General features: G+C 62.7%; 23 protein-coding genes. 7 read left to right on the top strand and 16 right to left on the bottom strand.

All coding sequences use genetic code 11. The features are described from left to right. Positions 1 to 243 precede the first annotated feature (243 nt). On the bottom strand, positions 244 to 1,035 hold the full coding sequence (locus U8330_RS21440) for an L-iditol 2-dehydrogenase (protein ID WP_323107793.1): 792 nt from the start codon (positions 1,033 to 1,035) through the stop codon (positions 244 to 246). 320 nt (positions 1,036 to 1,355) lie between these two features. On the opposite strand from U8330_RS21440, the gene U8330_RS21435 reads away from it, so the two are divergent. Continuing rightward, positions 1,356 to 1,604 carry a 2TM domain-containing protein gene (locus tag U8330_RS21435; protein WP_323107792.1) on the top strand — a complete coding sequence of 83 codons (249 nt, stop codon included), beginning with the start codon at positions 1,356 to 1,358 and terminating at the stop codon, positions 1,602 to 1,604. Positions 1,605 to 1,727: 123 nt separating this feature from the next. Here U8330_RS21435 and U8330_RS21430 read toward each other — a convergent pair whose 3' ends face one another. The 3 genes from U8330_RS21430 to U8330_RS21420 are packed head-to-tail and all read right to left on the bottom strand — an operon-like array spanning position 1,728 to position 3,528. Further along, positions 1,728 to 2,873: a tyrosine-type recombinase/integrase gene (locus U8330_RS21430; protein WP_323107610.1), complete on the bottom strand. Its 1,146-nt coding sequence runs from the start codon at positions 2,871 to 2,873 to the stop codon at positions 1,728 to 1,730. Further along, positions 2,870 to 3,274: a type II toxin-antitoxin system VapC family toxin gene (locus U8330_RS21425; RefSeq protein ID WP_323107609.1), complete on the bottom strand. Its 405-nt coding sequence runs from the start codon at positions 3,272 to 3,274 to the stop codon at positions 2,870 to 2,872. Before U8330_RS21425 ends, U8330_RS21430 begins: the two co-directional genes overlap by 4 nt. Beyond that, entirely contained in the window at positions 3,271 to 3,528 is a 258-nt protein-coding gene (locus U8330_RS21420; RefSeq protein WP_323107608.1) for a type II toxin-antitoxin system VapB family antitoxin, read from the bottom strand. The genes U8330_RS21425 and U8330_RS21420 overlap by 4 nt, the downstream gene beginning before the upstream one ends. Before the next feature lie 185 nt (positions 3,529 to 3,713). Between U8330_RS21420 and U8330_RS21415 the strand changes: the two genes are divergently transcribed. Continuing rightward, entirely contained in the window at positions 3,714 to 4,862 is a 1,149-nt protein-coding gene (locus tag U8330_RS21415) for an RHE_PE00001 family protein (protein WP_323107607.1), read from the top strand. Positions 4,863 to 5,043: 181 nt separating this feature from the next. Here U8330_RS21415 and U8330_RS21410 read toward each other — a convergent pair whose 3' ends face one another. From U8330_RS21410 to U8330_RS21385, 6 genes are all read right to left on the bottom strand, one after another. Beyond that, on the bottom strand, positions 5,044 to 5,589 hold the full coding sequence (locus U8330_RS21410; RefSeq protein ID WP_323107791.1) for a LysR substrate-binding domain-containing protein: 546 nt from the start codon (positions 5,587 to 5,589) through the stop codon (positions 5,044 to 5,046). A gap of 433 nt (positions 5,590 to 6,022) precedes the next feature. Next, positions 6,023 to 7,102, bottom strand: a complete 1,080-nt coding sequence (locus U8330_RS21405) for a sn-glycerol-3-phosphate ABC transporter ATP-binding protein UgpC (RefSeq protein WP_323107606.1) — start codon at positions 7,100 to 7,102, stop codon at positions 6,023 to 6,025. Positions 7,103 to 7,111: 9 nt separating this feature from the next. Beyond that, entirely contained in the window at positions 7,112 to 8,626 is a 1,515-nt protein-coding gene (locus tag U8330_RS21400) for a DUF5060 domain-containing protein (RefSeq protein WP_323107605.1), read from the bottom strand. Between the two features lie 22 nt (positions 8,627 to 8,648). Beyond that, complete coding sequence (locus tag U8330_RS21395; protein WP_323107604.1) at positions 8,649 to 9,515, bottom strand: carbohydrate ABC transporter permease; 867 nt, start codon at positions 9,513 to 9,515, stop codon at positions 8,649 to 8,651. Between the two features lie 2 nt (positions 9,516 to 9,517). Next, positions 9,518 to 10,417, bottom strand: a complete 900-nt coding sequence (locus tag U8330_RS21390) for a sugar ABC transporter permease (RefSeq protein WP_323107603.1) — start codon at positions 10,415 to 10,417, stop codon at positions 9,518 to 9,520. 102 nt (positions 10,418 to 10,519) lie between these two features. Beyond that, the gene (locus tag U8330_RS21385) at positions 10,520 to 11,728 is read right to left on the bottom strand and encodes an ABC transporter substrate-binding protein (protein ID WP_416236956.1); all 1,209 of its coding nucleotides are present in this window, start codon (positions 11,726 to 11,728) and stop codon (positions 10,520 to 10,522) included. A 311-nt stretch (positions 11,729 to 12,039) separates the two neighbouring features. On the opposite strand from U8330_RS21385, the gene U8330_RS21380 reads away from it, so the two are divergent. Beyond that, positions 12,040 to 13,233, top strand: coding sequence for an ROK family transcriptional regulator (locus tag U8330_RS21380; protein ID WP_323107601.1), 1,194 nt, complete (start codon positions 12,040 to 12,042; stop codon positions 13,231 to 13,233). A 264-nt stretch (positions 13,234 to 13,497) separates the two neighbouring features. On the opposite strand, the gene U8330_RS21375 is transcribed toward U8330_RS21380, so the two are convergent. From U8330_RS21375 to lsrA, 5 genes are all read right to left on the bottom strand, one after another. Beyond that, positions 13,498 to 14,751, bottom strand: a complete 1,254-nt coding sequence (locus tag U8330_RS21375; RefSeq protein ID WP_323107600.1) for a class II aldolase — start codon at positions 14,749 to 14,751, stop codon at positions 13,498 to 13,500. Between the two features lie 66 nt (positions 14,752 to 14,817). Beyond that, entirely contained in the window at positions 14,818 to 15,849 is a 1,032-nt protein-coding gene (gene lsrB, locus U8330_RS21370) for an autoinducer 2 ABC transporter substrate-binding protein LsrB (RefSeq protein ID WP_323107599.1), read from the bottom strand. A 32-nt stretch (positions 15,850 to 15,881) separates the two neighbouring features. Then, positions 15,882 to 16,865, bottom strand: coding sequence for an ABC transporter permease subunit (locus U8330_RS21365; protein ID WP_323107598.1), 984 nt, complete (start codon positions 16,863 to 16,865; stop codon positions 15,882 to 15,884). After that, positions 16,862 to 17,893, bottom strand: a complete 1,032-nt coding sequence (locus tag U8330_RS21360; RefSeq protein ID WP_323107597.1) for an ABC transporter permease subunit — start codon at positions 17,891 to 17,893, stop codon at positions 16,862 to 16,864. Before U8330_RS21360 ends, U8330_RS21365 begins: the two co-directional genes overlap by 4 nt. After that, a complete protein-coding gene (gene lsrA, locus U8330_RS21355; RefSeq protein WP_323107596.1) occupies positions 17,886 to 19,388 on the bottom strand; it encodes an autoinducer 2 ABC transporter ATP-binding protein LsrA in 1,503 nt (500 codons plus the stop codon). The genes U8330_RS21360 and lsrA overlap by 8 nt, the downstream gene beginning before the upstream one ends. 237 nt (positions 19,389 to 19,625) lie before the next feature. Here lsrA and U8330_RS21350 point away from each other — a divergent pair, with 237 nt between their 5' ends. The 3 genes from U8330_RS21350 to U8330_RS21340 are packed head-to-tail and all read left to right on the top strand — an operon-like array spanning position 19,626 to position 22,487. After that, complete coding sequence (locus U8330_RS21350) at positions 19,626 to 20,573, top strand: sugar-binding transcriptional regulator (RefSeq protein WP_323107595.1); 948 nt, start codon at positions 19,626 to 19,628, stop codon at positions 20,571 to 20,573. 4 nt (positions 20,574 to 20,577) lie between these two features. Beyond that, positions 20,578 to 22,140 carry an autoinducer-2 kinase gene (lsrK, locus tag U8330_RS21345; RefSeq protein WP_323107594.1) on the top strand — a complete coding sequence of 521 codons (1,563 nt, stop codon included), beginning with the start codon at positions 20,578 to 20,580 and terminating at the stop codon, positions 22,138 to 22,140. A gap of 41 nt (positions 22,141 to 22,181) precedes the next feature. Continuing rightward, positions 22,182 to 22,487 (top strand): antibiotic biosynthesis monooxygenase, encoded by a 306-nt coding sequence (locus U8330_RS21340; protein ID WP_323107593.1) that lies wholly within the window; start codon positions 22,182 to 22,184, stop codon positions 22,485 to 22,487. A gap of 396 nt (positions 22,488 to 22,883) precedes the next feature. Here the strand turns inward: U8330_RS21340 and U8330_RS21335 are convergent, their stop codons facing one another. Then, positions 22,884 to 23,516, bottom strand: coding sequence for an FAD-dependent oxidoreductase (locus tag U8330_RS21335; protein WP_323107592.1), 633 nt, complete (start codon positions 23,514 to 23,516; stop codon positions 22,884 to 22,886). 304 nt (positions 23,517 to 23,820) lie between these two features. On the opposite strand from U8330_RS21335, the gene U8330_RS21330 reads away from it, so the two are divergent. Then, a complete protein-coding gene (locus tag U8330_RS21330) occupies positions 23,821 to 25,083 on the top strand; it encodes an extracellular solute-binding protein (protein ID WP_323107591.1) in 1,263 nt (420 codons plus the stop codon). Positions 25,084 to 25,126: the final 43 nt, after the last annotated feature.

The raw sequence follows: 25,126 nt of genomic DNA, 5'->3' as shown, positions 1-25,126 counted from the left end.
GCGGCGTGATTTCACAAGACCGGTTCCCGTCTCTTGCAACTCTCGTGACCCGTTCCATTTCGCCCGAGAGGACGAGCCACGGACCCGTCCGGCGAGAGGTTTACAATTGTAAAGCTTGAGGACCGTGGTGCGATCCTCAGCCGGCGCCTTTACAACTGTAAAGCTTCTTCCCGCAGCGCTGGAAGGGCGCCAGCTCTCGACGTCCGGTTCCAGATCTTCGCGTCGCACGCGCGATCGCGAGCGTCAGCTCATCACATTGCCACCGTCTACGTTGTAGCATTGCGCCACGATGTACTCGGCATCCGGCCCCGCCAGAAACGCCGCCATGGCCGCTTGCTCGGACGGTTTTCCGAAGCGACCTGCGGGCACGGCTTCCGCGACGCGACGCTTGACGGCACCGGGAGCCAAGCCCTCGACAGCCCCAAGCTTGGCATCCACCACGTCCCACATCGGCGTATCGACGACGCCGGGCGCGATGGCGTTGACATTGATGCCATGCCGAATGAGATCGAGCGCGCAGCTCTGCGTGATGCTGATGACGGCAGCCTTGGTCGCGCAGTAGGCCACCGAAAGCGGCTCTCCGCGCCGTCCGGCTTGCGACGAGAAATTGATGATGCGGCCACCGCGGCCTTGCTCGACCATCACGCGGGCTGCGGCCTGCGTCATGAAGATCAGACCTTCGACATTGACGGCAAAGACGCGGGATGTGCGTTCGCGGTTCATCTCCAGAATGGGCTGCACCTCGTAGACACCAGCCGCATTGACGAGGATGTCGAGACCGCCCGCCCAGGCGACTGCCTCAGCAACGGCGCGATCGATGCTTTCCTGTCGCGTGACATCCAGTGCGACGCCGAATGCCATGGCCCCCAGTGCCGCAGCAACACCTTCGCAGGCCGCGCGATCGAGATCCGCCACCACGACCTTCGCGCCCTCGTGTATAAATCGCCCGCAGACCGCGCGTCCGATTCCACTCGCCCCACCCGTGACCAGCGCGACCTTGCCCGAAAGATTTTTGCCCGTAGAAGCCTGACTCATGCAGCTTTCCTCCATTATGCGGACAAACTTAGAGCAAACTACAGCCGCCAACGCCAGCGGTGCGTGGAGGATCCGATCAAGACTGAGCCGGAGTGCACGCGAAACCTCGCAACGTTTGGAGGGGCACGCATCCGCCACCACGGTCAGCCGCACAAGAACTGACGGGCGTCGCTGCGGATGTTTCGCCGCGCGGATGCGGAATGGGTTGATCTGCCGACATCGGGGGAGGGCGCCGGTCATGAAAGCCGCCGCCGCGCGCGTCTCCGGCCGACGAGAAAACTCAGGGACTGCGACCAGCGGCGGGGGAAGAATCCTTGGACGTGCCGGTCACATCGACGACCGCGCTTCAGAACGAGGCAACCCTCGCATTCGCCCACGTCCGCAGGATCAAACAGTTCTACGTATATCTGACGCACCATGTAGTGGTGACCACGATGCTGTTCATCGTCAATATCCTGACCAGTACCGCGTATATCTGGGCGGTATGGCGGGCGCTTGGCTGGCGCGGGGGCGTCGTCTCTCAGGCTCTTGCGATCTTCGACAAGGTGCCCTTCCTCACCGCCGACTGAGAAACACATGGTGGAGCGCACGCTCGGTCGGCCGCTTTGATGGCACCGCGCCCGTCCGCTTTTCACTCCGTCTCTCGGGGCGGCGCAGACGCGTCATCCAGTCCAGCGCCACCGGCACGATTATCAGGGCAAGAGACGCGCGGCCCTACCAGTGCGTCGGGACGCATGATTGTAGTAGCGCGACGCCTGCTGAACGGAGCGGTGGCGCGACTGCTCCATCGCCTCGGGCAGGGGCACGCCCCGGTTGGCGGCTTCGGTCAGATAGCCCGAGCGCAGCCCATGGGCGGAAAACTCTCTGGAGTCGAGACCGGCCTGTCTCGCCCGCTGCTTGACCACCTCGTTGATCGATTGCGCATCAAGGGCGCGGTCCGAGACATTGCCCCACCGATCGACCTTGCGGAACACACTGCCATTGCGGATCTTCGCCGCCTGGAGCCAAGCCTGGAGCGCCTCCACCGGCCGACCGGTGAGGTAGACCAGCGCGTCGTGATCGGCGCCGGACGTCTTTGTGCGGCCGAAGTGAATCGACAGCGAGGGCAGGGGAGGGCCATCCTCCCGCTCGATCGGCGGCTCCACGGTCAGCTGGTCGATCCGCAGGGCGGCGACCTCGCTGCGGCGGCGGCCACCGGATGCGAAAGCGACCATCAGGATCGCGCGGTCGCGGAGATCGCGCAGCGTGCCACCCCCGCATGTTGCGAGAAGCTGGGCCAGCACATCGCCCGTCACCGCCTTCGCGCTCTTGCGCTTGCGCGGCCGCGGCGTCGCGCGGACTGCAAGCCGGATCGCCTGCCGGAGGGCAGGGGAGGCGAAAGCCCCGGTCACGCCGCGCCATTTGGTCAGCGTCGACCAGGAGGCCAGCCGGCGGCGCACCGTGTCCGGCGCATGCGGTCCGTCGACCCTCAGCAAACCCTTGTCGCGCAGGAGGCCGCCTATGACGGACGGCATTCCGTGCTCCGAGTCCTTCAGCCGCTGCTCCGGATTCCAGAGATGATGCGCGACGAACTTCAGCAACAGCGCCTCGGGGGCAGGCCAGGGCAGGGGATGGCCGGTGGCAGCCAGGCACCAGGCCTGCAGATAGGCGAGGTCGGATGTCAGCGCCCGCAGCGTGTTTTCGCCCATTCCCTCGTTGACGAGGTGCCGCAGCGTTTCGATGTCCTGGTCCGTGAGCAATTCGGCAAGCTTGTCGCGCCGGTCGATCGGAAGCACGGCGGCGATCGTGTCCAACGTCAGGGCTCGGCGATCGACAGGATTTTGGCCATGACCCGTCATGCCATCGACGACGCGGGATGAAGTTTCAGATCCGTTTGCCCGAAGTCCCGCCCCTTGAACAGCAATGGCGCCTTGGAGACTGCTGCCACAGCATAGGAAAAGCAGTCGCCCATGTTGAGCGCGGCGGAATGACGACCGCGGCCAAATCGCTCGAACGCATCTTCGGCGCAACGATAATGTTTTTCGTCAAAAGCGACAGTCGTGACATTCGGCGTCTCGGCAAGGCGCCCGATCATCTTCGCTGCACTGACAAACCCCTTGCCGGTCAGGACCATCCGCGCCTCGAGCAACGTCGGCCAGCCTATGATGACCGGCTCCCGTCCCACGAGCGGCCTAAATATTTCAGCCTCCGGCTCATCTGCGGCGATCGCGATGATGACCGACGTGTCGATGGCGATCATCTCGGCAAGCCGTTTTCGTCATAGAACTCGTCGTGATTGGACGTGGTGCCGGGTGGAATGTTGCGCCGGTCTTCCGCCGCCAACTCCCACACCGCGTCCATCGGATACCGCGCCTTCTCCTGGCGAAGTTCCTGATCATAGCGTTCGAGTGCCAGTTCGACCAGGCGGTTGATCGGCTGGCCCGTCCGGCGGGCGAGCGCATGCGCGAGATCGCGCGCTTTGCTGCTGCGAATGGAAAGCTGCGGTTCGGACACGACGGGATCTCCAGAGGATTGCATGTGTCCAATATAACGGTCAAGGGCTTTGATGGCAACGAACAGTCATGAGATGGCTAACCCGCGATAAACAGTAGTTATCGATGGCGAAGTCGCTCTTCGTAAGGTGCGCCAACTAGAGAACATCAACATTCCGATAGAGTTCTCTTAACGAATCGTTTACCATGATTACAATGTCTTACAATCTTTCTAGAACCGACGTCACCGCACTGATCCGCCCTGCCTTCGAGGCCGGGGCCGCCCTCACTCGCCTGGACGAGCGCATCGCTCGGTCTCCTGTTGGGAGCGGCTTTCTCGAACGCATGCAGTTCCTCGATGCCTGCGCCTCGCTGTGGATCGACGGCGCGCTCGTGCATCTGGAAGATCTCGTGCTTCACGACAGCTTTCGCGATATCCGCACACCCACGCATGAGCTCACGATCTCCCATGACGTGTTGCACACCCGCAGACGGATCGCGGCCCGAGACCCGAGCTGGGCGCTGTCCGCCGATGGGTTACGGGCGCTCCGGCAAACCTCGGACATGACGTCTGGCGGATCCAAGGGTGAATCAACGGAACGCGCGACCCGGCGCCCCGTCCCGTCAAATGCGGAAGGGGAGGGGGACGATGGGGATAACGCGGGAGCCGCGTTCGGCGTCGATTTCGCCGCCATCGATGCCGTGCTCGCCCGATCTGAGGCGGCCATCGAAGAAGCCGGACGACCCCGCAGCGCCGGCGGCATCAGGTCCGCCGATAAGGATTCACTGGTCTACGATCTCGACTGGGACGAGGACGCCAGGATCGAAGAGTGGCGCGGCGTCCTGCGACAGGGACAGGACCTGCCAGCGGTGCTGCAGGCGATCCTTGCCCTCGATGCCTGGCACGCGCTGTCCGTCCTTCAGCATGCGCCCTGGCTCGGCCGGCTGCTTGCCGCGTCGATTTTGCGCGAGGCCGGCATCACCACCGGCGGGCATCTTGCTGCCGTCAATCTCGGCCTCAGAACCATTCCGGTCGACCGGCGGCGTCATCGCAACCGCGAGACGCGGCTGCTCGCCATCGCCCACGGCCTCGCCGCAGCCGCGGAAATCGGGCTGAAAGACCATGGAAGGTTGACGCTCGCGAAAACGATGATGGACCGCAAGCTGGAAGGGCGGCGGACGTCATCGAAGCTGCCGGAACTGGTCGAGCTGGTCATGGCGAAACCGCTGGTTTCGGCGGGGATGGTGGCGAAGACGCTCGAGATCACGCCGCAGGCCGCGCGGCGGATTGTGTCGGAGCTGGGCTTGAGGGAGATGACGGGGAGGGGAAGGTTTCGGGCGTGGGGCATAATTTGAGAGCTGAGAATCATTGAAGGAACCAACTGTCATTCTCCCGAGCGCGATGGACATCACGAAACAGCGGATGTTTCGACCCCACAATGCCGGGTCGGCGGCTCGGGTCCTTTCAAGACCAAAAAGACGAATGACGGCTCGCAGCGTTTCACCTTCCGGCACGACCTCAAGACATGGTCGCGCGCTAGGACGCCGCGGCTCTCCGGAGGCGTTCTAGAAATATCGATTGCAGCCTGCTCGGCAGCCAGGTCTCGCGCATGGTCATCCCGATCGTGCGCGTGCCCATACGCTCTCGCACATCCTCTGCGATCGGTACACATGTCAGAAGGCCCTCACGCTCCTCAATGGCGATCTGTCGTCGGGAGAGCATGGACAGCCGGTCGCTTTGGAGAATGATCGCACGCGTGAGGACGAGCGAACTCGTTTCGATGCTGGTCCGAGGCGGCACGGTTTGGTTCTCGACAAGAGAGTCGAAAGCGGCGCGAATTGGAGTTCCGGGCCTCTGAGCCACCCATTCCTGTTGTGCAAGATCAGCGAGAGTTGCACCCCTGCCTCGTAACACAAGCGGATGCGCCGGCCGCCCGACGATCGCATAAGGGTCGTCGAAAAGTGCCTCGGTTCTCAGACCCGAAAGATCGCTTCCCGAGCGCAGCGCCCCGATCAGGATGTCGCTCGCCCCTGCGCGAGTTGTTCTCCCCGACAGAATGTTGGGACGGCTTGACGCCCACATCAAGCTGATGTCGCCGATCCTCGCCACATGCGCTGGATTGCAATTGGTGCCGTCCCGTAGCGCGTGAGCGGCTTCGTGGCCCTTGAGTCCCGATCGGTTTGCCGGCCCAACGTCCCCATCGAGAGCGCAAAGCCACGACAGCTGCGCGCTTGAAACCCAGCCGTTCAGAGACCCCCTCGGTCATTGCCGAAGGTTGGCATCGATGCAAGGACGTTCCTCGAGGCGATGTGCGCAGATACGTTCCAGATCGCCACCACCGGCCGCCAGGACCGAATGATGGAAGGACACTGTACTCTCGCCAGAGCCGGTTCGCGATCGGCATGATGTGGCCGGCCACCACCAACCGGCCGAAGGAGCCATCGACGCTTCCTCCCCTGCGAAGGGCAGAGGATGCTGTATGGCGCGGCATAAGGGCGAGGAGACGCAACGGACCTTAGTGGCGCGCCACGGAGATGCGTTCCTGCGTGACCTTGTCGAACAGGTGGAATTTCGACTCGTTGAAGGAAAGTCTTACACTCTCCCCGGAAACGAGGGCAAAGCGGGATCTAAGAACGACGACGAGATCCTGGCCGCCGACACGCACCGCCAGATGCGTCTCCGACCCCGTCGGCTCGACCAGAACGACCTCGGCCGGAATGCCATCACCATCGCTGATCGCAATGTCTTCCGGTCGCACGCCCACGACGACGGGTGTGCCCGGCGCAGTCTGTATCGGACCGGGCAGCGTCACGCGGCCAGCGCCGTCCAGCTCCACGAAGCGGCCCTCCTCCCCGACGATGATGCCATCCAGGAAATTCATTGCGGGCGAGCCGAGGAAGCCGGCGACGAAGATGTTTCTCGGATGATCGTAGAGTTCCAAGGGCGTGCCGATCTGTTCGATGCGGCCGCCCTGCATGACGACGATCTTGTCTGCCATGGTCATGGCTTCGATCTGATCGTGAGTGACGTAGACGATCGTCGTTCCCAGACGCTGGTGCAGGGCCTTGATTTCGGCGCGCATCTTGACGCGCAGCTTCGCATCGAGATTGGAGAGCGGCTCGTCGAACAGGAAGACCTTGGGATCGCGCACGATCGCGCGTCCCATGGCGACGCGCTGGCGCTGGCCGCCGGAGAGCTGGGCCGGCTTGCGGTCGAGCAGCGGTTCCAGGCCGAGAATTCCGGCGGCATGATCGACCTTGCGCTTGATTTCATCCTTGCGCGCACCGGCAAGCTCCAGCGCGAAACCCATGTTCTGCGCGACCGTCATCTGGGGATAGAGCGCGTAGTTCTGGAACACCATGGCGATGTCCCGATCCTTCGGCTCCAGGGCATTCACCACCCGTCCATCGATGCTGATCGTGCCCCCGGTGATGGTCTCGAGCCCCGCGACCATGCGCAACAGCGTCGACTTCCCGCAGCCAGAGGGCCCGACCAGGATGACGAATTCTCCGTCGGCAATGTCGATGTCGACGCCGTGCAGCACGGCATGGGCGCCATAGGACTTGCGGACGTCACGGATTTCGACGGTCGACATGGTCCCCTCCTAGCGCTTCGGCCGGACGCGAATGGCAAGATTGGGCTTGCCCGGAAGTTCCACGGCGAAAGCCGCATCCGGCCGACGCGGACGCAGCGATGCGCCGTGGCGGGTGGGATGGTTGGCGGGTGCATCGACGAGCACGGCCGGCGTGACGGTCATTTCCCAGATATCGATGATGTCGACGTCGTACTCCCCCGCCTGCTGGGGCAGGCCCGGCGCCCAGATCACCGGCTGATGCTCGCCGAGATAGATATAGGTAACCTCGCCATCCGTCGCGCCGGACACCCGGCTCCACGGCCAGTTGCTCTCCCGCGCGATCGGCGTCAGCCCGTTGACCACGTCCTCTTCCAGGAGATCGCGCAGGAAGCCGATCCGTTGCCAGGCTTCGCCGTGCAGAACGCCGCCCTTCGCCCACCAGAGGATGTCGTCCGGATGCATGAAGGTCTCGCCATGCCCGGCATAGCCGCCGCGCAAAAGGGTGATCCAATAGCGGTGGACCAGTTCGCGGGCCGAAATGTTGCCCCAGGAGAGGATGATGTTGCCTTCATATTCCGGCTCATCGTTGACGACTGGCTTGCCATAGGCCTCCCGCCATTCCTGCGTGCGCTTCACGTCCCAGTTCTGGATACAGACATGGCTGACCCAAGGGCGGCGGTGGTCGTAATTTGCGTTCACATCGCCATTGTGGATCGATTTCAGGTGGCGATAGGGATCGTTTTCCTCAATGATCTGGAAGTAGCGATCCCACTGGCCCATCGGCTTTGTGTCGAGCAGGAAGTCATATTCGTTGGCGAGCGACCACCAGACATTGCGATAGGCGGCCAGCCGTGCGGTCAGATAGGCGACATAGCGGTAATCCTGCTCGGCGCTCATGTCGCAATAGCCCCAGCGATCATAGGGGTGAAAGATGATGATGTCCGCCTCGATCCCCAGCTCGCCAAGTGCCTTCACCTGGTTTTCAAAGTGCCGAAAGCTCGCCGGGTTCGGCCGATCGAAGTCGAGTTCGCCCTCGGCATCGCGTTCATAGACGTCGTGCAAAGGCTCGTTGATGTTGAAGGGATAGTCCTTCGGGAAGACGCCCATGCGCATCTTGTTGAAGCGCGTCTGCTTCAGTGTCTCGAGCGTCTTCGCCTGAAGATCGAGCGGCTGATGCGTCCAGGCATAGCAGGTGGTGCCGAAGGCGAGATAGGGCGTGCCATCGGCATAGGCGAAGTGAAACTTGTTGGCGACCTGTACGGGCCCGTGGACGTCGGGTCGCGCCGGACCGGCCTGGAAGGTTCCTGTTTGCCCATCAAGATCGGCGGCCGAGGATCGCGTCACATAGGACCATTCTCCTTCGTTGTCGGGCATGAAGCGGATCTTGTAGACGCCGTCGCCATCATAGAATCCGGGCACACGCACCATCCGGCTCTTCTGGCTGAAGATAGCCTCGATCTCGACGTCGATAAAGGGATTGCCGGCGGTGGGAACGCTGAAGCTGGCTTCGAAAAGGTCCCACTTGGCGATGGTCGTGTCAGTCATTGGCATGTCCTTGCTGTCTGTCTCAGCCCTTCACCGCACCGGAGGTCAGCCCCGATACGAAGTAGCGCTGGAAAATGAGGTAGACGATGGCGGCCGGGAGCACCGTCATGACGATGGCCGCATTGAGCTGCCCGTAGTCCCTGGAAAACTGGCCTTGGAAGGCGGAAAGCCCGAGCGGCAGGGTCCACATGGCACGGTCCTGCAAGAGGACGAGCGCCATGGCGAACTCGTTCCAGGTCGAGACGAAATCGAGGATCAGCAGCGCGGCCAGCACCGGCAGGGATACCGGCAGGAAGATCCGTCGGAAGATCGTGAAATGCGAGGCGCCATCGATGCGCGCGGCTTCGCTCAGCTCTTTAGGGATCGCCCGGAAGAAGCTCTGCAGGATGAAGACCTGATAGGGGATGCCAAAGGCGAGATAAGGCAGGATCACGCCTGGATAGGTGTCGATCAGGTGAAGCCCGTTCACGAGCGTGAAGAGTGGCGCCAGCATCACCTGAAAGGGGATCATCGTTCCGAACAGGATCGCCAGCAGAAGGAGCTTGCGCCCAGAGAACTCGATCTTCGCCAACGCATAGGCCGCCATGGCGGAGATGAAGAGGCCGAGCGGCACCTTGATGGTGGTGATGATCACGCTGTTGAAGAAGGTCGTATTGAACCGGCCGCGATCCCATGCGCCGGAGTAATTGGCGAATTTCGGATCGACCGGCGGCGCGAAGGCGCTGGAGCCCATTACCGCCGCGTTGGACTTCAGCGAGGTGAAGATGATGAAGACAAAGGGCGCGACCCAGATCAGCGCCACCATGGCCAAGGTGACCCAAAGGGCCACCAGAACCCAATCCCGCGGGGGCTTTTCGACCTGCTCGAAGCCCAGAGATGCAGAGTTCATGGTCATTGCTCGTCCTCCTCGGCTTTGCGCGTCCAGCGCAGATAGGGGATGACGACCGACAGCGTGATCAGGAGGAGCACGACGGAGATCGCGCTGCCGCGCCCGAAGTCGAAAATCTGCATGGACTGGGTGAAGGCCCAGAGCGCAAGCATCTGCGTCGATTGAGCAGGACCGCCCCCGGTCAGCCCGTAGATGATGTCGAAGGCCTTCAGCGAGGAGATGATGGCGAGAACCAGCACAATGGTGATCGTCGGGCGCAAGGCCGGCAGGGTCACGTGCTTGAACACCTTCCAGCGATTAGCACCATCGATCCGCGCCGCCTCGATCAGCGTCTTGCTGACGCCCTGCAGGCCGGCCAGGAACAGGACCATGGAAAAGCCGACGGTTTGCCAGAGATAGGCGACGAAGGCAGAGTAGAGAGCGATGTTCCGGTTGCCGAGCCAGTCCTGGATCCAGTTTTGCAGACCGAAGGACGTGAGGATCTGGCCGAAGAGACCGAAAAAGGGATCATACATCCAGCGCCACATGGTCGCGACGGCGATCGGGGCGATGATGACCGGCAGATAGAAGATCGCGCGCAGGCCGTTGCGGCCGAAGATCGGCTGGTTGAGGCCGAGCGCCAGCAGCAGCCCGACCAGTGGCGGGAAGATGGTCGACAGGATCGTCCAGATCACCGTGTTGCGAAACGCACCCCAGAAGACCGGATCCTTGGTGAAGATATCGACATAATTGGCGAGGCCGACGAACTGCTTGTCGGCATCCAGACCGTTCCATCGCTGAAAGCTTAAGAACACGACGTCCACCATCGGGTAGATGGCAAAGACCGCATAGATGACGATCGCCGGAGCGATCAGCATCGCAGCCTGCATGCGCTGGTCTTGGAGGATAGGTCGGGACGTCATCGGACACTCCGGACGGCACAGGCAGACCGTGCCGTTTGCAGGGTGATTGTGGCGAGGCGAATGGGGAGCCGACCCCTTGAAGAGGCCGGCTGCGGCGAGAGCCTAGCGCTTGTTGTCGATAAAGGCCTGAAGCTGGCCGCCGGCATCCGCGGGCGCGAGATTGCCGCTCGCCACCTCGTTGATGACCCGGAAATATTCCGTGGTCACATCGAGCGGGAAGGCCTGGTCGCCGTTCATGTAGACCTGCGTATAGGTGTTGAAGATATCCACCCACTTCTGATCGAGGGGACGCAGGTCTTTATAGGCGACGTTCTTGTTGATCGACGTCGTGCTGAACTGGCCGAGAACGGCCTGCTGCACCGGCGTCGACATGAAATAATCGAGGAACTTGGCGGCCGTATCCGGGCTTTTGCTCTTGCTGCTGATATAGTGATATTCGGCAAAGCCATAGAGCCGGTTCGTTCCCGTGGGGAAGGGGAAGACATCGTAGTCGTCGAGATTGCCGGCTTCCGCCAGCTGCTGCACGAGCCAATCGCCTTCGAGCATCATCGCCGCACGCCCGGCGACGAAGAGATTGAAGGACTGCGCATTGTCGATGCCCATGAAAGGGCTCAGAATGTAGTTCTTGCTCCACTTGTCGAGCTCGCCGAAGGAGGCGGAGGCACAGGGCTCCGTCGTCCAGCTCGCCTTCATGTTCATCAGCGCGTCGTGCTTCTCCGCACCGCACTTCGATTCCAGGATCACGTCCATCAGGCGCATCAGGTGCCAGTTGACGGTGCCGCCGAAGGTGATCGCCGGAATGCCGGCCGTCTTCAGCTTCTCCGCGGCGGCAACCAGATCATCATAGCTTTTCGGCGCCTCGGTGATGCCGGCCTGCGTGAAGAGCGCCTTGTTGTAGTAGAGCGCCTCGCCTTTGAAGGTGAAGGGCACGCCGTGGCGCCCGCCCTCATAGATCTTCGAGAAGGAGGCCGCGGCCGGAACGAGCTCGTCGTCCCACTTGTATTCCGCGTAATATTTGTCGAGCGGAAGGCTGAGCCCGGCCTTGATATATTCGCCGCCGAGCCCGAGGCCCGCCCAGCTGAAGAAGATGTCCGGCCCGCGGTCCGATCCGGCGGCAACGCGCAGCGCCGTCTTGTGATCGTCAACGCCACGCGTGACGATCTCCACATCGACGCCCGGATTGGCCGCCTCGAAGTCGGAGGCGATCTTCTGCATGGCGGCATTCGAGGCTTCGGAGCTGAAATTCAGCGTCCAGAGCGTGATGGTTTCGGCAGAAGCCGCAGCGCTACCAAGCGCCAAGGCCGCTAGCATCGTGCCCGTTCGCAAGGCGGTGGTTTTCAGGCTCATCATTTCCTCCCTTGGTGTTTTTTCTCTTCCTCACCGTCATTTAGACCGGCGGCGTCAAAGTTTGTCAACCTGAATTCTGTCAGCCATGACAAAACTCGAGCGAAAACGGATTTGTGATATGTTCAGTTCTGTCATAGAAGATGGAGTAAAGCTGGTCGTTAGGCTGGCGGTTTTCGTTGCAGACATTTTGTCTGAGGGTTCGGCAGGCACGACGCCTCCGCTTTCCGAGAGCCGCTCCTTGAGGCAAGCTCGGTTCTGTGGAGGGGCTGGACGACATGGCCAATATGATCAGCGGCGGGCTCAGAGGCCTTCTCGACGAACGTCAGGTGGACACGCCCGTGGCACGCGTGGTTCGCGCCTTGAGTGGCCATGGCGCAGTCAGCGCGGCACAGATCGCCCGGACAACGGGTCTTGCCCGCTCGACGGTCTCCACGATCCTCGCCGATCTGAAGCGCTCGAGCCTCGTCGTGGAGGTGGAGACGCGCAGTCCCGGCATCGGGCGGCCGGCGCTCGCCCATTCCCTCAACCCGGAAGCGGGAACCTGTCTGGGTGTCCTTCTCGCTCGAAACGGACTGCGCGTGGTCCTCGCCGATGTGGCGCACAATATCGTCGCCGACGTCGCCGTCCCGCTCGAGCGCGATTACAAGCCCGAACGGGCAACGCGCATGGCCAAACAGGCGATCGACAACATCTACAAAGAGCACAGCCTTCCCTATTCAGGCCTGCTCGGCGTCGGCTTCGCCATCTCCGCGCCGATCGCAGCCAGCGGCCGGATCATGCGCGGCTCGCAGCTGCCAGGCTGGCAGGGTGTCGACCTGCGTGCCACCTTCGAGCCGGTGCTCCAGAAGCCGATCTTCGCCGACAATGAAAGCAATTGCGCCGCGCTCGCGGAAATGATGTGGGGTGCCGCGTCCGGGTTCGAGAATTTCGTCCTGTTCAAACTGGATCTTGGAATCGGCGGAGCAATTGTGGCGAACGGCAAGGTCCTGACTGGAGCTGCGGGGACGGCCGGCGAGTTCGGCCACATGATCCTCGACCCGCGCGGCGACCTTTGCACCTGCGGCAACCGCGGCTGCATGGAGCTGTCCTGCAGCGGCACGGCCATTCTCAGCGTGGCGGAGCGACGCCTCGCGCGCAGCATCGGCATGGCGGAGTTCGTCAAGATGGCTCAGGGAGGAGATGTCGGGTTCCGACGGCTTCTGGAGGATGCGGGCGACGCCGTCGGACGCGGGCTCGCGACGATCGGCACGATCCTCAACCCCGGTCTTTTTGTCATCAGTGGCGGAATGGCGGCGGCGGGCGATATGCTTCTCGCGCCGATCCAGGCCGCCTATTTCCGCCACACGCTCGTCAAGCCCGGCGATGGAGACGGCGCCGATCCTACCTTCACGACCGGCCGCTTCCTCGACAACGACAACTGCATGGGCGCCGTCGGCCTCGTCCTCCGGCATCATGGGCGGCTGGTCTAGGCACATCCGGCACGCTTAGGAATGCCACGCCGATGACGCTGATCGTCGAACGACTTTCTGGGGGTAGGCGATAGGGTCTATGCTCAAGAACGGTCAACGAGGTCCCGTCTTGCCTTCAGCGTCGGCAGCCACAGCGAGCAACACCGGGAGTGTGCTCACACCTGGTATCGATGTTTGCAGTCGGCCCTTATAGCGGCCACACTCCGAGAAAGCTCCCACCTTTCGAACCACCAGGCCTCACATGAAATACGGTACGCGTCGGCGCTACGTGTTTGCGACCTGTAGTTTTGCTTGCTCCAAAGACCAGTACTCCATGTCGAACAGGTCTGCCTCGCAGATGGGGGTGAAGCGGCCATAGGCTTCGGCAGCGTTGATGGCGCGTGTCGCCTGCTCGCAGAGATCGCCGGCGATCATGGCGGCCTTGGCGCTCGCACCCAGCGCATAAACCCCCTTATTCCTGACGAGGACGACGCGCGGGTAGACATCGAGCATCTGCTTCGGCTCGCTGGTGCGCGTGGCATTGCGCGCGAAATAAGCCCTGTAGCGCTCGGCATAGGCGGCAAGCGCAGCATTGATCGCGGCGGCATCGAAATCGGCGTCGATGATCATCGGCCAGGGTTTGATGCGGATAACGTGATCGGGCGTTACCGTGCCGCGAAGGCCGATCTCCTCGACATCAGCCTTGCCCGCATGGTCGCGGATAGCGGCAGTGGAGCGATAGTCCAGGACGACACCGTTGGCGAACGGCGAACCGTCACGGACAAGCGCCGTCTCCAGCCGTGCCCTCAGCGCCATGTCCTCCGCGCCGTCGCTCGGCTGCGGGCCGGTAAGCGTCACGCCCTTCCGCGCAAGCTCCTGCTCGGCCATGGTCACGAATTCGATCATCCGTTCGTAGGAGGCGCGGGCATTGTCGGCGAAGGTAAAGAGGCCGTGGTTCTCGAGCCAAAGACCCTCGCAGTCCGGATGCTCGTGGTAGATGCGATCGGCGATGATGGATAGGTCGAAGCCCGGCATCACATAGGGCACGTAGGCAAGCCGCCCGCCATAGATGTGCCGAACCGTGTCGCGCATATCCGTTTGGTCCGCCAGTGCCAGGATTGCCGTTGCGTGGGTATGATCGACGAAGGCAGCGGGCAGGAAGGCGTGCAGCAAGGCCTCGACGGATGGATTGGGTGCCTCCGCATCGGTGAGGGCTGCGCGCAGCAGCGCCACCATCTCGGGATCGGAGAGTTTCGGACCGTTGCGTGTTTCAAGCAGCGGTTCGAGATGCACAGCCGGCAGACCCGGCGCCTCTATGGTGTCGAGATCCCAGCCGCTGCCCTTGATGTGCATCAGCGCTTGGCCGTTACCGGAGGTGACCTTGACGGAGGTGTTGCCGCCGCCGTGCAGAACGAGATCGGGGTCGCCACCGATGAGGTGGGAGGTGTAGATGCGAAGACCGAGCGCCTCGCTCTGCCCGGCCGCCAGGGCGGCTTCCGCATATCGGGCTGCGTTCTCGTCGTTCCAGCGGCTTTGCATGCGTATCGTCCTGTGGGTTTCGATGGATGCGGCGGGCAGCCTGGGCCGCCCGCCGTTTATGCGTGATCAGAAGTCGAACTTTGAAATGTTGTCCTTGGTGAACACGGTGCGCTCGGGCAACAGGATGATGCCGTTGCCGTCGGCTTCGTAATCATAGCCCTGCACCTTGTTGGCAGAGACTTCGACGGTGCCGACGCCGGGAATTTCCAGCTTGTCGCCGACCTTCATCGGGCCATTCTTCAGGACGTGCTCAGCGACATACACCGAAATCCTGCCCTGCTGCGTCACGTCCCAAAGGCCGAAGCGCTGGATGGTGCCGCGCTCGATATAGGGGCGCATGACGTTTGGCGTGGAGAAGCCGACGATGGTAACGCCCTCGGCGCGCTTCAGGTTCTCGGCTGCCTGTGCCGCTGCCGGCAGGGCGTTGGCGTCGGGAGCAATGATGGCGTCGAGGTCCGGATAGGTCTGCAGGATGCTTTCCGCGGTCTGTAGCGACTTCTGCGCATCGTTATAGCCATACTGGGTGGTAACGATTTCCCAGCCCGGATGCTCCTTGGCGATCTTCGCCTTGGCGGCCTCGGCCCAGGCGTTCTGGTCGGTCACGGTGGGGCTGGAATAGAAGAACGCCACCTTGGCCTTCTCCTTCTTCACGCCCTCAGCCGCCATGTCGACCAGCAGGCCGCCGAGCTGCTCGGGTGTGCCCTGGTTGATGTAGTAGCTGCGGCAGTCCGGGTTGACGTCGCTGTCCCAGGTCATGACCAGCACGCCGCGATCCATGGCTCGCTTCAGCGCCGGGCACAGCCCATCCGGAGAGACGGAGGAAACAATCAGCGCATTGTAGCCTTGGTTGACGAAATTGTTGATGAACTGCACCTGGCCGGAGACGCTCGGCTCGGTTGGGCCGTCATAGGTGACCTTGACGCCGAGGTCCTCGCCCGCCTTTGTCGCACCGGCGCCCCCGGAGGTGAAGAAGCCGACACCCACCAGCTTGGGGATGAAGGCAATCTGGTTCTCGGCGCGGGCCGTACCCGAGGCGAGCATGGTGCCCGAGATAAGGGCGGCGGCAAAAGCGCCGGATTTCAACATGGACTTGATCATTCTCATTCTCCTCCTGAAGTGACTGCCGCCCGTTATTTTCTCTGTTGCCGGGCGACGGCGATGAAATCGGCCAGCACTGCGCTTCCGTGGCGCAATGCGACCGCGACAACCAGCAACCCTCCCGAAAGCGCGCTGGAAATTTGGCTGGGCACACCGGTGGCCTGCAGGCCCTGCTGCAGATAGCCGATGACGAAGGTGGCGATCAGCGTACCGAGGATGGAACCCTGTCCACCGTAGATGGAGGCACCGCCAAGCACGGCGGCCGTGACGGCCGGCAGAAGCGTCGCCGAACCGAGGTCGACGCGGGCGGAGCCGAAATAGGCCGACATGACGAGGCCTGCGATGGCGGCCGAAATGCCGGTGATCACATAGGTGATGGTCTGCACGCGCCCGACCGGGATTCCTGCGAAGCGCGCGGCACTTTCCGACTGGCCGGACAGGAAGACGGCGCGGCCGAAGCGCGTGACATGAAGGAGGACGACCAGCAGCAGCGCAAGCACGAGAAACAGCGCGAGCGGCGCCGGCAGGCCCAGAACCTGGGCATAACCGAAGGCATTGAATGTGTCGGGGAAGTTGCCGATGCCTTCATAACCGCCCGCGCCGACGAGGCCGGAGGCGACCGTCGCGGTGCCCTGGAAGAGATAGAGACTGCCGAGTGTCACGACCAGGGGCTGGATCTTCGACAGGTGGATGACGGTCGCATTGAGCAGCCCACACAGTGCACCCGAGACCAGCGCCAGCGCGATCGAGAGCGGCAGCGGCGCACCGTAGAAGGTGGCGACGCCAAACACGATGGCCGCAAGGCCGATGACCGAGGCGAAGGATACATCAATGCCGCCGGCGATGATGACCAGTGTAAGCGGCAGGGCGACGATGCCGATCTGCACGAAGTCGGATGTGCCGTAGATCAGGTTCGAGGCATGGAGGAAGCGCGGATTGATGATGCCGAAGATTGCAAGTTCGGCGACCAGCATCGCAAGCAGCGCGGTCTCCCAGCGGAAGATCAACCTGTTCATCGGCCCGCCTCCAGGGACTGCGCTTTTATCGTTTCGTCGGATGAAGCGGGGCCACGCTCATGCACGGCGTAACGGCGGGCACGGATACGCCGGTCGATGAGCTGGCGGATGCGGCCGTCGAGCAAAAGCACTGAAAGCAGGATGGCGCCGGCGATGAAATCGTTCCAGTAGGCGGGGATTTTCAGAAACACGAGCGCGCTGTCGATCGATGTGATGAAGATAACGGCGGAAAACACGCCCGCCACCGAGCCGGTGCCGCCGAGCAGGCTGACGCCCCCAAGCACGTTGACCGCGATCGCCTTGAGCTCGACACCGTTGCCGGCCTGATTGGGGATGAAACCGATCTGCGCGGCGAAGACGAGGCCGGCAAGTGCGGCGCAAAGACCCGTCGCGACGAAAGCGGTGAACTGAACGCGCCGGACCGGCACGCCCAGATGGTGCGCGGCAGCACGGTTGTCGCCGACCGCATAGAAGTAGCGACCGAAGCGCGTCTTGCGCAGGAAGACCCAAGCGAGCACGATGAGAGCAAGCACCACGACGGTCAGCGCCGAGAAGCCGAAGCCGAGATTGCCGGCGAGCGCCTTCAGGCCCTGCGGCAGGTCCTCGATCCAGCGGCCTCCCGTCAGTACCAGCATGATGCCGCGATAGAGGCCGAGCGTGCCGAGCGTGGCAACGATGGATGGAATGCCGATATAGGCGACCATCAATCCGTTGAAAGCGCCCGCAGCGGCTCCGGTCATCAGGCAGAAGGCGATGGCCAGCGGCAGGCCAATGCCGGCATTGAGCGTGAGGCCCAGTACGGCGGCGCTGAGCCCCAGCACCGAGCCGCTGGACACATCGATGTTGCGCGTCAGGATGACGATCATCGTGCCGAGCGAGATCAGCATCAGGACGAGGCCGTTGGAGATGACCACGGAGGCCGTGGAACCGGAGAGATAGCCGGGCGCGGCCGCGCCGATGGCAGCATTGGCAACGGCGAGGACGACGATAAGCGTTGCGACGCGGTTGCGCGCAAAAAGATCAAGCATGACGGGCCTCCGAAGCGCCGAAGGCGAGCCGGGCGATGGCATCGACCGAGATATTGTCCGTGAGCTCCCCGCCGGACTGGCCGAAAGCCATGACCGCAACGCGGTCGGCAAGCTGCTCGATCTCGTCGAAATCCGATGAGATGAGGATGATGGCGACGCCATCGGCGGCGAGCTTGCGGATGAGATCGTAGATATCGTTGCGCGCCGCCACATCGACGCCACGGGTCGGCTCGTCGAGGATCAGCACCTTCGGCTGAGCAGACAGGCACTTCGCCAGCAAGACCTTCTGCTGGTTGCCGCCCGAAAGGCCGCGTGCTTCCTGGCCGGGCCCGGTGCACTTGATGCCCATCGAGGACCGGAATGTTTCAAAGACCTTCCGCTCGGCACCCGGGCGCAGGAAGAAGGGCAGGCGGTGGAGAAGATAGGACGAGACGTTCCAGAAGAGCGGCGCCTCGAGAAAGAGCCCGTGCTGCTGCCTGTCCTCCGGCAGATAGACAAGGCCGCGGTCGATGCAGGCACGCGGCGAGCGTGTCTTCAGTTCCGCGCCGTCCAGGACGACGTTTCCTGCTGACTGGGGACGCAGACCGAAGAGCGTTTCGGCGAACTCCGTGCGGCCCGCACCGACAACGCCGGCAAGGCCGAGAATTTCGCCAGCCCGGACATCGAGACTGATGTTGCGGAAGCCTTCGCCGCTCAGGGCGCGCACGCTGAGGCGCGGTTTGCCGATCTGGGAAACCCTGCGGGCGCTACGGTCCTTGCCGGACACCTCGGTGATCTGCACCCGGCTCATGGCGTCGACGATTTCGCTATCGCTATAGCTTTCGAGCGGGCCGGACAGCACGATGACGCCATCGCGCAGAACGCTGATCGTGCGGCAGATCTCGCGGATTTCCCGCAGCTTGTGCGAAATGAAGAAGATGCCGACGCCCTGGGCCTGCAACTTTCGCACCCGCTCGAACAGCGCATTCGTCTCGAAAGGCGTTAGCGCCGATGTGGGCTCGTCGAGGATGAGAACGCGCGCATCACGCACGAGGCCGCGCAAGATTTCGACGATCTGCCGCTCGGCGATCTCCAGTGCTGCAGCCTGCGCATCGAGATCGAGCGATACCGCAAGCTCGGCCACAAGCTGCGCGACGCGCGGGCGCAGTGCCCGTGGCGAGGCGGTAAGGCCAAGGCAGATGTTCTCCAGAACACTCTGGTTGGGCAGGATATGCGCTTCCTGCGGCACGAGATAAAGGCCGAGACCCTGCGCATGAGCGGGTGAGGCGTGTGTGAGGGTCTGGCCGTTGATTTCGATCGCGCCGGAATTAGCCGGGATGACGCCCGACATGATCTTCATGAGGCTCGACTTGCCCGCACCGTTGCCGCCGAGAAGCGCATGCACCTCCCCCGCCTGCAAAGCGAGCGAAACGCCCTTCAGCACCGGGACGGCGCCATAGGACTTCCAGATATCCGTCAGCTGCGCGACCCTCCCGGTCGCCGCTTGATCCATCATTCTGCACCTGTTCATATGTATTCACGAACAGCAAGTGATCATAGTGGCCGACGATCGTCAATATGTTCGCAGCGCCAGAGATGCCTGCACAAGCCCTCTTTTGCACTGCAAAAACTCCTTTCATGACCAGAATCAATGGATTGATAGCGCAGAGAATCTTTTACCGTCGTGATGCGTTGACGTATCAAAAGTTTTTTTGCTATCCAGATGATCAGATATGACCGAAGGGGGCGGTTGATGGCGACGGATAACGGGGAATGGAGCTATGCCGATACGGACGAGGAAATCCTCACCCGCATCGCCTGGTACTATTACAATGACGGCCTGACGCAGAGCGAGATCGGCGAAAAGCTGAACATGTCGCGCATCAAGGTGTCGCGCATGCTCGAAAGCGGCCGCCGTTCCGGTATCATCCAGGTGCGCATCAACTCGCGTTATCAAGGCTGCCTTACCCTCGAACGGCAGATCAAAGAACGCTACGGCCTGCTTGAGGCCTATGTCGTGCCGCAGCTTCCCGATCAGGAACCGAGCGAACGGCTAGGTCAGGCCGCTGCACAGTTCCTCATGCAACGTCTCCAGACCGATGACCTCCTCGCAGTCGGCTGGGGGGCTACCGTCTCCAACGCCATCCAACGGCTCGGCCATCTCGCCAACGAGCGCAATATCGGCCTTGTCAGCCTCACCGGCGGCGTTGGCACCTATGTCGACGGCATGCGCACGGCCAATTGGGGCAGCAGTGTGCATCTGGTTCCGGCGCCGCTCGTCGTGCGCGACCCGAACGTGGCGCGCAATCTTTCTTCCGAACCGGCCGTCGCGAACCTTCTCGACATGGCGATCAACGCCACCTACCAGCTCGTCGGCATCGGCGAACTTTCCGTCGCCTCGACGGTGGTGCGGGCCGGCTATGTCACCCCCGACGAGGTGGAGCCGCTGCGCCGCAAGGGCGCTGTCGGAGATATCCTCTGCCAGTTCTACAACGAGCGCGGCGAGGCGCTCGACCTGCCCCTCCATGACCGGGTGATCGGCGTGAAGCTCGCGGGGCTCTCTCGCGCCGAAAAGGTCGTTGCGGCGGCCGGCGGCATTCAAAAGGTCCACGCCATCCACGCAGCGCTGCGCGGAAAGCTCGTCGGCATCCTGATCACGGACGAGACGACGGCCGCCGGCCTCCTCCAAATCAAGGACTGAGCGCATGACGACGACATATCTGCTGGCCGTCGATGCCGGCACCGGCAGCGGCAGGGCAGTGATCTTCGACGAAAATGGCAATCAGGTCGCCAGCGCCCAGCAAGAATGGTGGCATAAGACCGATCCGCGCTTTCCCGGCTCGATGGATTTTGATGTAGAAGGCAACTGGTCGCTCCTTTCGCGGGCTATCCGGCAGGCGATCGCCGAGGCCGGCATTGCGGCCGCCGACATCCGCGCCGTCAGCGCCACCAGCATGCGCGAGGCTATCGTCGCCTACGATCGCGGCGGACGGGAAATCTGGGCCTGCGCCAATGTCGACAGCCGCGCCGTCAGCGAAGTGCGCGATCTCAAGCGCGACTTTCCGGGGCTCGAACGCGAGCTTTACTCGCAAAGCGGTCAGACTTTCGCGCTCGGCGCACTGCCACGTCTGCTCTGGCTGAAGCGCAACCTGCCCGACGTCTATGCACGTATCGACCGGATCAGCATGCTGTCCGACTGGGTGCTGGCGCGCCTGTCCGGCGTCATCGCCAGCGATCCGTCCAACGCGGGAACGACTGGCCTCTACAGCCTTGCGAAACGCAATTGGCTGCCGGAAGCCGTGGCCAAGGCGGGCATGCGGGACGATATCTTCCCCGAAAGTGTCGAGCCCGGCACGATCATCGGCCGCGTCACAAAAACGGCGGCTGACGAGACCAACCTTGCGCCCGGCACGCCCGTCGTCATGGGCGGCGGAGACTGCCAGAGCGGGGCCGCGGCCATCGGCGTCGTCAATGAGGGTGACTGCGCCGTGCTCGGCGGCACCTTCTGGCAGCAGGTGGTGAATGTCGGCATCGAAGTCTCGGACCCGTCAATGGACCTGCGCATCAATCCGCACGTCGTGACCGGACTCAATCAGGCCGAAGCCATCAGCTTCTTCGTCGGCGTCGTCATGCGCTGGTTCCGCGACAGTTTCGGCGCCGAGGAAGTGGCGGCCGCCGGCCCTGGCGGCGATGCCTACCGCCTGTTGGAGGAGAAAGCTGCGAAGGTGCCGGTTGGAGCGTACGGTATCATCCCGGTCTTTTCCGACGTCATGCACTACGGCAACTGGTATCACGCAGCCCCCTCGCTGCTGAATCTCTCCATCGATCCGGAAAAATCCGGCAAGGCCGCGATCTTCCGCGCATTGCAGGAGAATGCCGCGATCGTCGCGGCGCGCAATCTCGATGCGATTTTCAAGCTGTCGGGCAGGACACCCGACAAGATCGTCTTTGCCGCCGGCGCATCGAAATCTGCCCGTTGGTCGCAGATTCTGTCGAGCGCCACCGGCCTTCCCGTCGTTACACCCGTCGTAAAGGAAGCGACCGCGCTCGGCTGCGCGGCAGCCGCGGCCATCGGCATTGGCCTGCGTCGAAGTTTCGTAGAAGTGGCGGATGGCTGGGTGCGGTGGGACAGGCAGTTCCAGCCGGATTTCACGCACAAGGCCATCTACGACGATGCAGGTGAGCGCTGGGCACGGGCCTACGCGCTGCAGCGTCAGCTCGTCGACGAGTGCGTCACGACCCCCATGTGGAAAGCGCCGGGCCTTTGACCCTTTCACCCAGGACTTCAACATTTAACAAGGAATAAGACATGCTCATCCAGATGGTCAGCATCAACGTCAAGCCGGGCCATGCCGCGGAGTTCCTCGAGGCGTTCCGCATCAACTACGAGGGTACCCGGCAGGAGCGGGGCAATGTGCGCTTCGACGTGCTCCGCAATCCCGAAGACGAAAACAGCTTCACGATCTACGAAGTGTTCACCTCGCCGGAGGCCGTCGACGAACACCGTAAAACCCCTCACTATCGGGAATGCGTACGCCGCATCGACCCGATCCTTGCAGGCCCACGGACCAAAACCTTTTTCAATGCCGAAATGGCAGATTTTCTCGGCACCTGAATCAGACACGGTGCTCGTTACACTGCCGACTACAGGCTGGCCTGCCCCGAGAGCCGCGGAGCAGGTGTTCCAAAGAGCACCGGAGAAATCAGCATCGCGCCGCAGCACGCGGGATTTCGGGCGTTCTCGACACGGGCCAGGCGGAAAAAGGTCAGCCGCAGGAGCTTCAGCATAGCGGTCCGCAGGAGAAGCGGGACCGACTGACCCCGCCTGGACCGTTCCGTATTCCGGGACAGTAGGAGTGCAAGCGCTGGAGCGCGCCCGATGCCCGTCTGAGGCTCGGCCCTCGTCATTCACCCGGGCCGGACGCTCCGGCAACCAACCTTGAAACGGACAGTGACCATCAGCCTTGAGAGCTGTCGGATATCTCGAACGAAGAATCCATGCTCCATCCCGTCACCGGGCTCTCCTCACCCGACTGTGGCGCGCCGACCTCGAAGCGGAACGCCGGAACCAGCCCTCCACGCAGCAGCTCCAGAAGGGTCCCCATCTGCAGGAATTCGTCTTCAGCATCAGGGAAAGGAACTTCGGATCGAAGTCCGGTCGAAGGCTCCCGGTGCTTCCGGTCTCCGTTCTGTTGGCGAAGGCAACGGCAACGGGATGGAACGGGCTGGGCTTCATGGCGGTAACCGGCAGCGGCATGTCGGTATTGAGGCGCCGGCCCGCCGCCCAACGGCCGATCTCCTGCCCGAGCGAAAGGGCGAGCGCCACGCCACGTCCGGAATAGATGCCGCCGAAGACGAGGCGAGGGGCAAGGCGGTAGAGCCGGGGTCGCCGGTCTGGCACGAAGGCGAAGGTGCCGTGCCAGTACTCCGCCATTTCCGGCGGGCCGTCGAAGGCGGCAAACGCCTTGTCCAGCATGCGTGCCACCTTCGCCCGCCCGCGCGCGGCCTCGCCCATCCAGGCGGTATGGGTGCCGCCGCTGACCAGCTGGTGGTCGATGTCGTAGTGGAAGTAGCGCAGATCGTTCCGCCTGTCGGAAACGGCTGAATCTCCCGCCAGGATTTTCGCCCGCAGCGTCTCGGGCACGACCCTTGGCCGCGGTCACGCTGCCCCGAGCCGTATGGACCCGCCAGCCGCACTCGACTTTCTCCAGGCGCGTGCCACGGCTGTCTTCATAGATCGCCACACCTTCTCTCCAGCGCACCCGCGAGACCGGTCATCATGGCAGAGGGTTGATAGACCTCGAATTGAGCACCTTCCAGCCAGCAGCCCCTGCAACTCCCGGACTCCTGCCGAAAACTCGCTTGACCTCGCTATTTTATTAGTTAAGCTTCCTAACGTTCTACGGGAGATCGTTCTCGGTCGCGCCAATAAAAAAGGGGATCCTCAAATGAATATGTTTTCCGCATTGGCCAGAGGCGCTGTCGCCGCCCTGGCGCTAGCCGGCACATCCGCAGCAGCAGCCGATACCACGCTCGAATACTGGGTCTATTCAGACTTTGCGCAGGGTGATGCTCTTGCCCTGCAAAAGACGTTCATCGCCGAATTCGAGACCGCACATCCGGGCGTCAAGATCAACATCACCGGGAAGGGTGACGACGATCTGACCGCCGGCCAAGTCGCAGGAGCTGCCAGCGGCACGTTGCCAGACGTCTTCATGAACGGCCAGGCCTTCGGCGCACAGCTTGTCAAGGTGGGGGCGATGGCGAACATCCACGACAAGTTCATGGCTCTTCCCGAAAACTACCGCAATCAGTTCGACGCCGAGGCGTTGAAGAGCTGCATGCCGAGCGAGACCGAGCTCTATTGCCTCCCTTATACCGGCTTCGGCTCGCTGCTCTTCCGCAATCTGACCGTGCTCGAGAAGGCCGGCGTCGACACGTCGAAGCCGCCGGCCACCTATGCTGAATGGTTCGAGCAGATGAAGCGTGTGAAGGCCGCCGGCCTCTTCGCCATTCCGGACGAGACGCTGGTCTTCAACTCCATCGCCGAGATCTATGCGACGTCCGGCGACAACACGAGCTGGGGTTTCAACTGGCAGGACAAGACGACGCTGATCAAGCCCGAGATCATGACCAAGGTGCTGCAGAAGTTCGTCGACATGAAGCCTTTGACGAGCGGCACCAGCCGCAACGACCAGGCCACCAAGGACCTCTTCATCTCCAACCAGCTCGCCTTCCACACGGTTGGCCCCTGGGTGAACCCGACCTATGCCGAAGCGGCGAAGACAAGCGGCTTAAAGTACGACTTCGTCTTGATCCCGGGGGACACCGAGGGCAAGACGGGGGGTATCCGCAGCTACGAGATCGTCAGTGTCGCACCCGGCAAGAATGTCGATCTGGCCTTCGAATTCGCCGCCTACATCACCGCGAAGGAGCAGATGACGCGCTGGGCGAAGCTGCTTTCGCGCTATAATGCCAATGCTGCCGCAATGGCGGATCCCGAGGTCGCCAAGCTTCCGCTGATCGAAGCCTCGGTGCGTGCGGCGCATGGCGCGACCGACGTGGCGGCACCCTATTTCAAAGGCACCGTTCCGAGCTGCTACAACTCGACCGTCATCGACCATGCCTCGGCCGTGGCGGACGGAGACGACTCGCCGGCCGACGGCGCCGCGCAGATGATCGAGGATCTCAACGCCTGCCTCGCCGAGTAAATCCTTCGCCATCGATCCGCGCTGTGGCCTTTGCTGGCCACAG

Source organism: Rhizobium sp. CC-YZS058, from assembly GCF_034720595.1.
Classification (GTDB): domain Bacteria; phylum Pseudomonadota; class Alphaproteobacteria; order Rhizobiales; family Rhizobiaceae; genus Ferranicluibacter.
The sequence above is the reverse complement of the archived record's forward strand: the minus strand, read 5'-3'. Positions and strand labels throughout refer to the sequence as shown.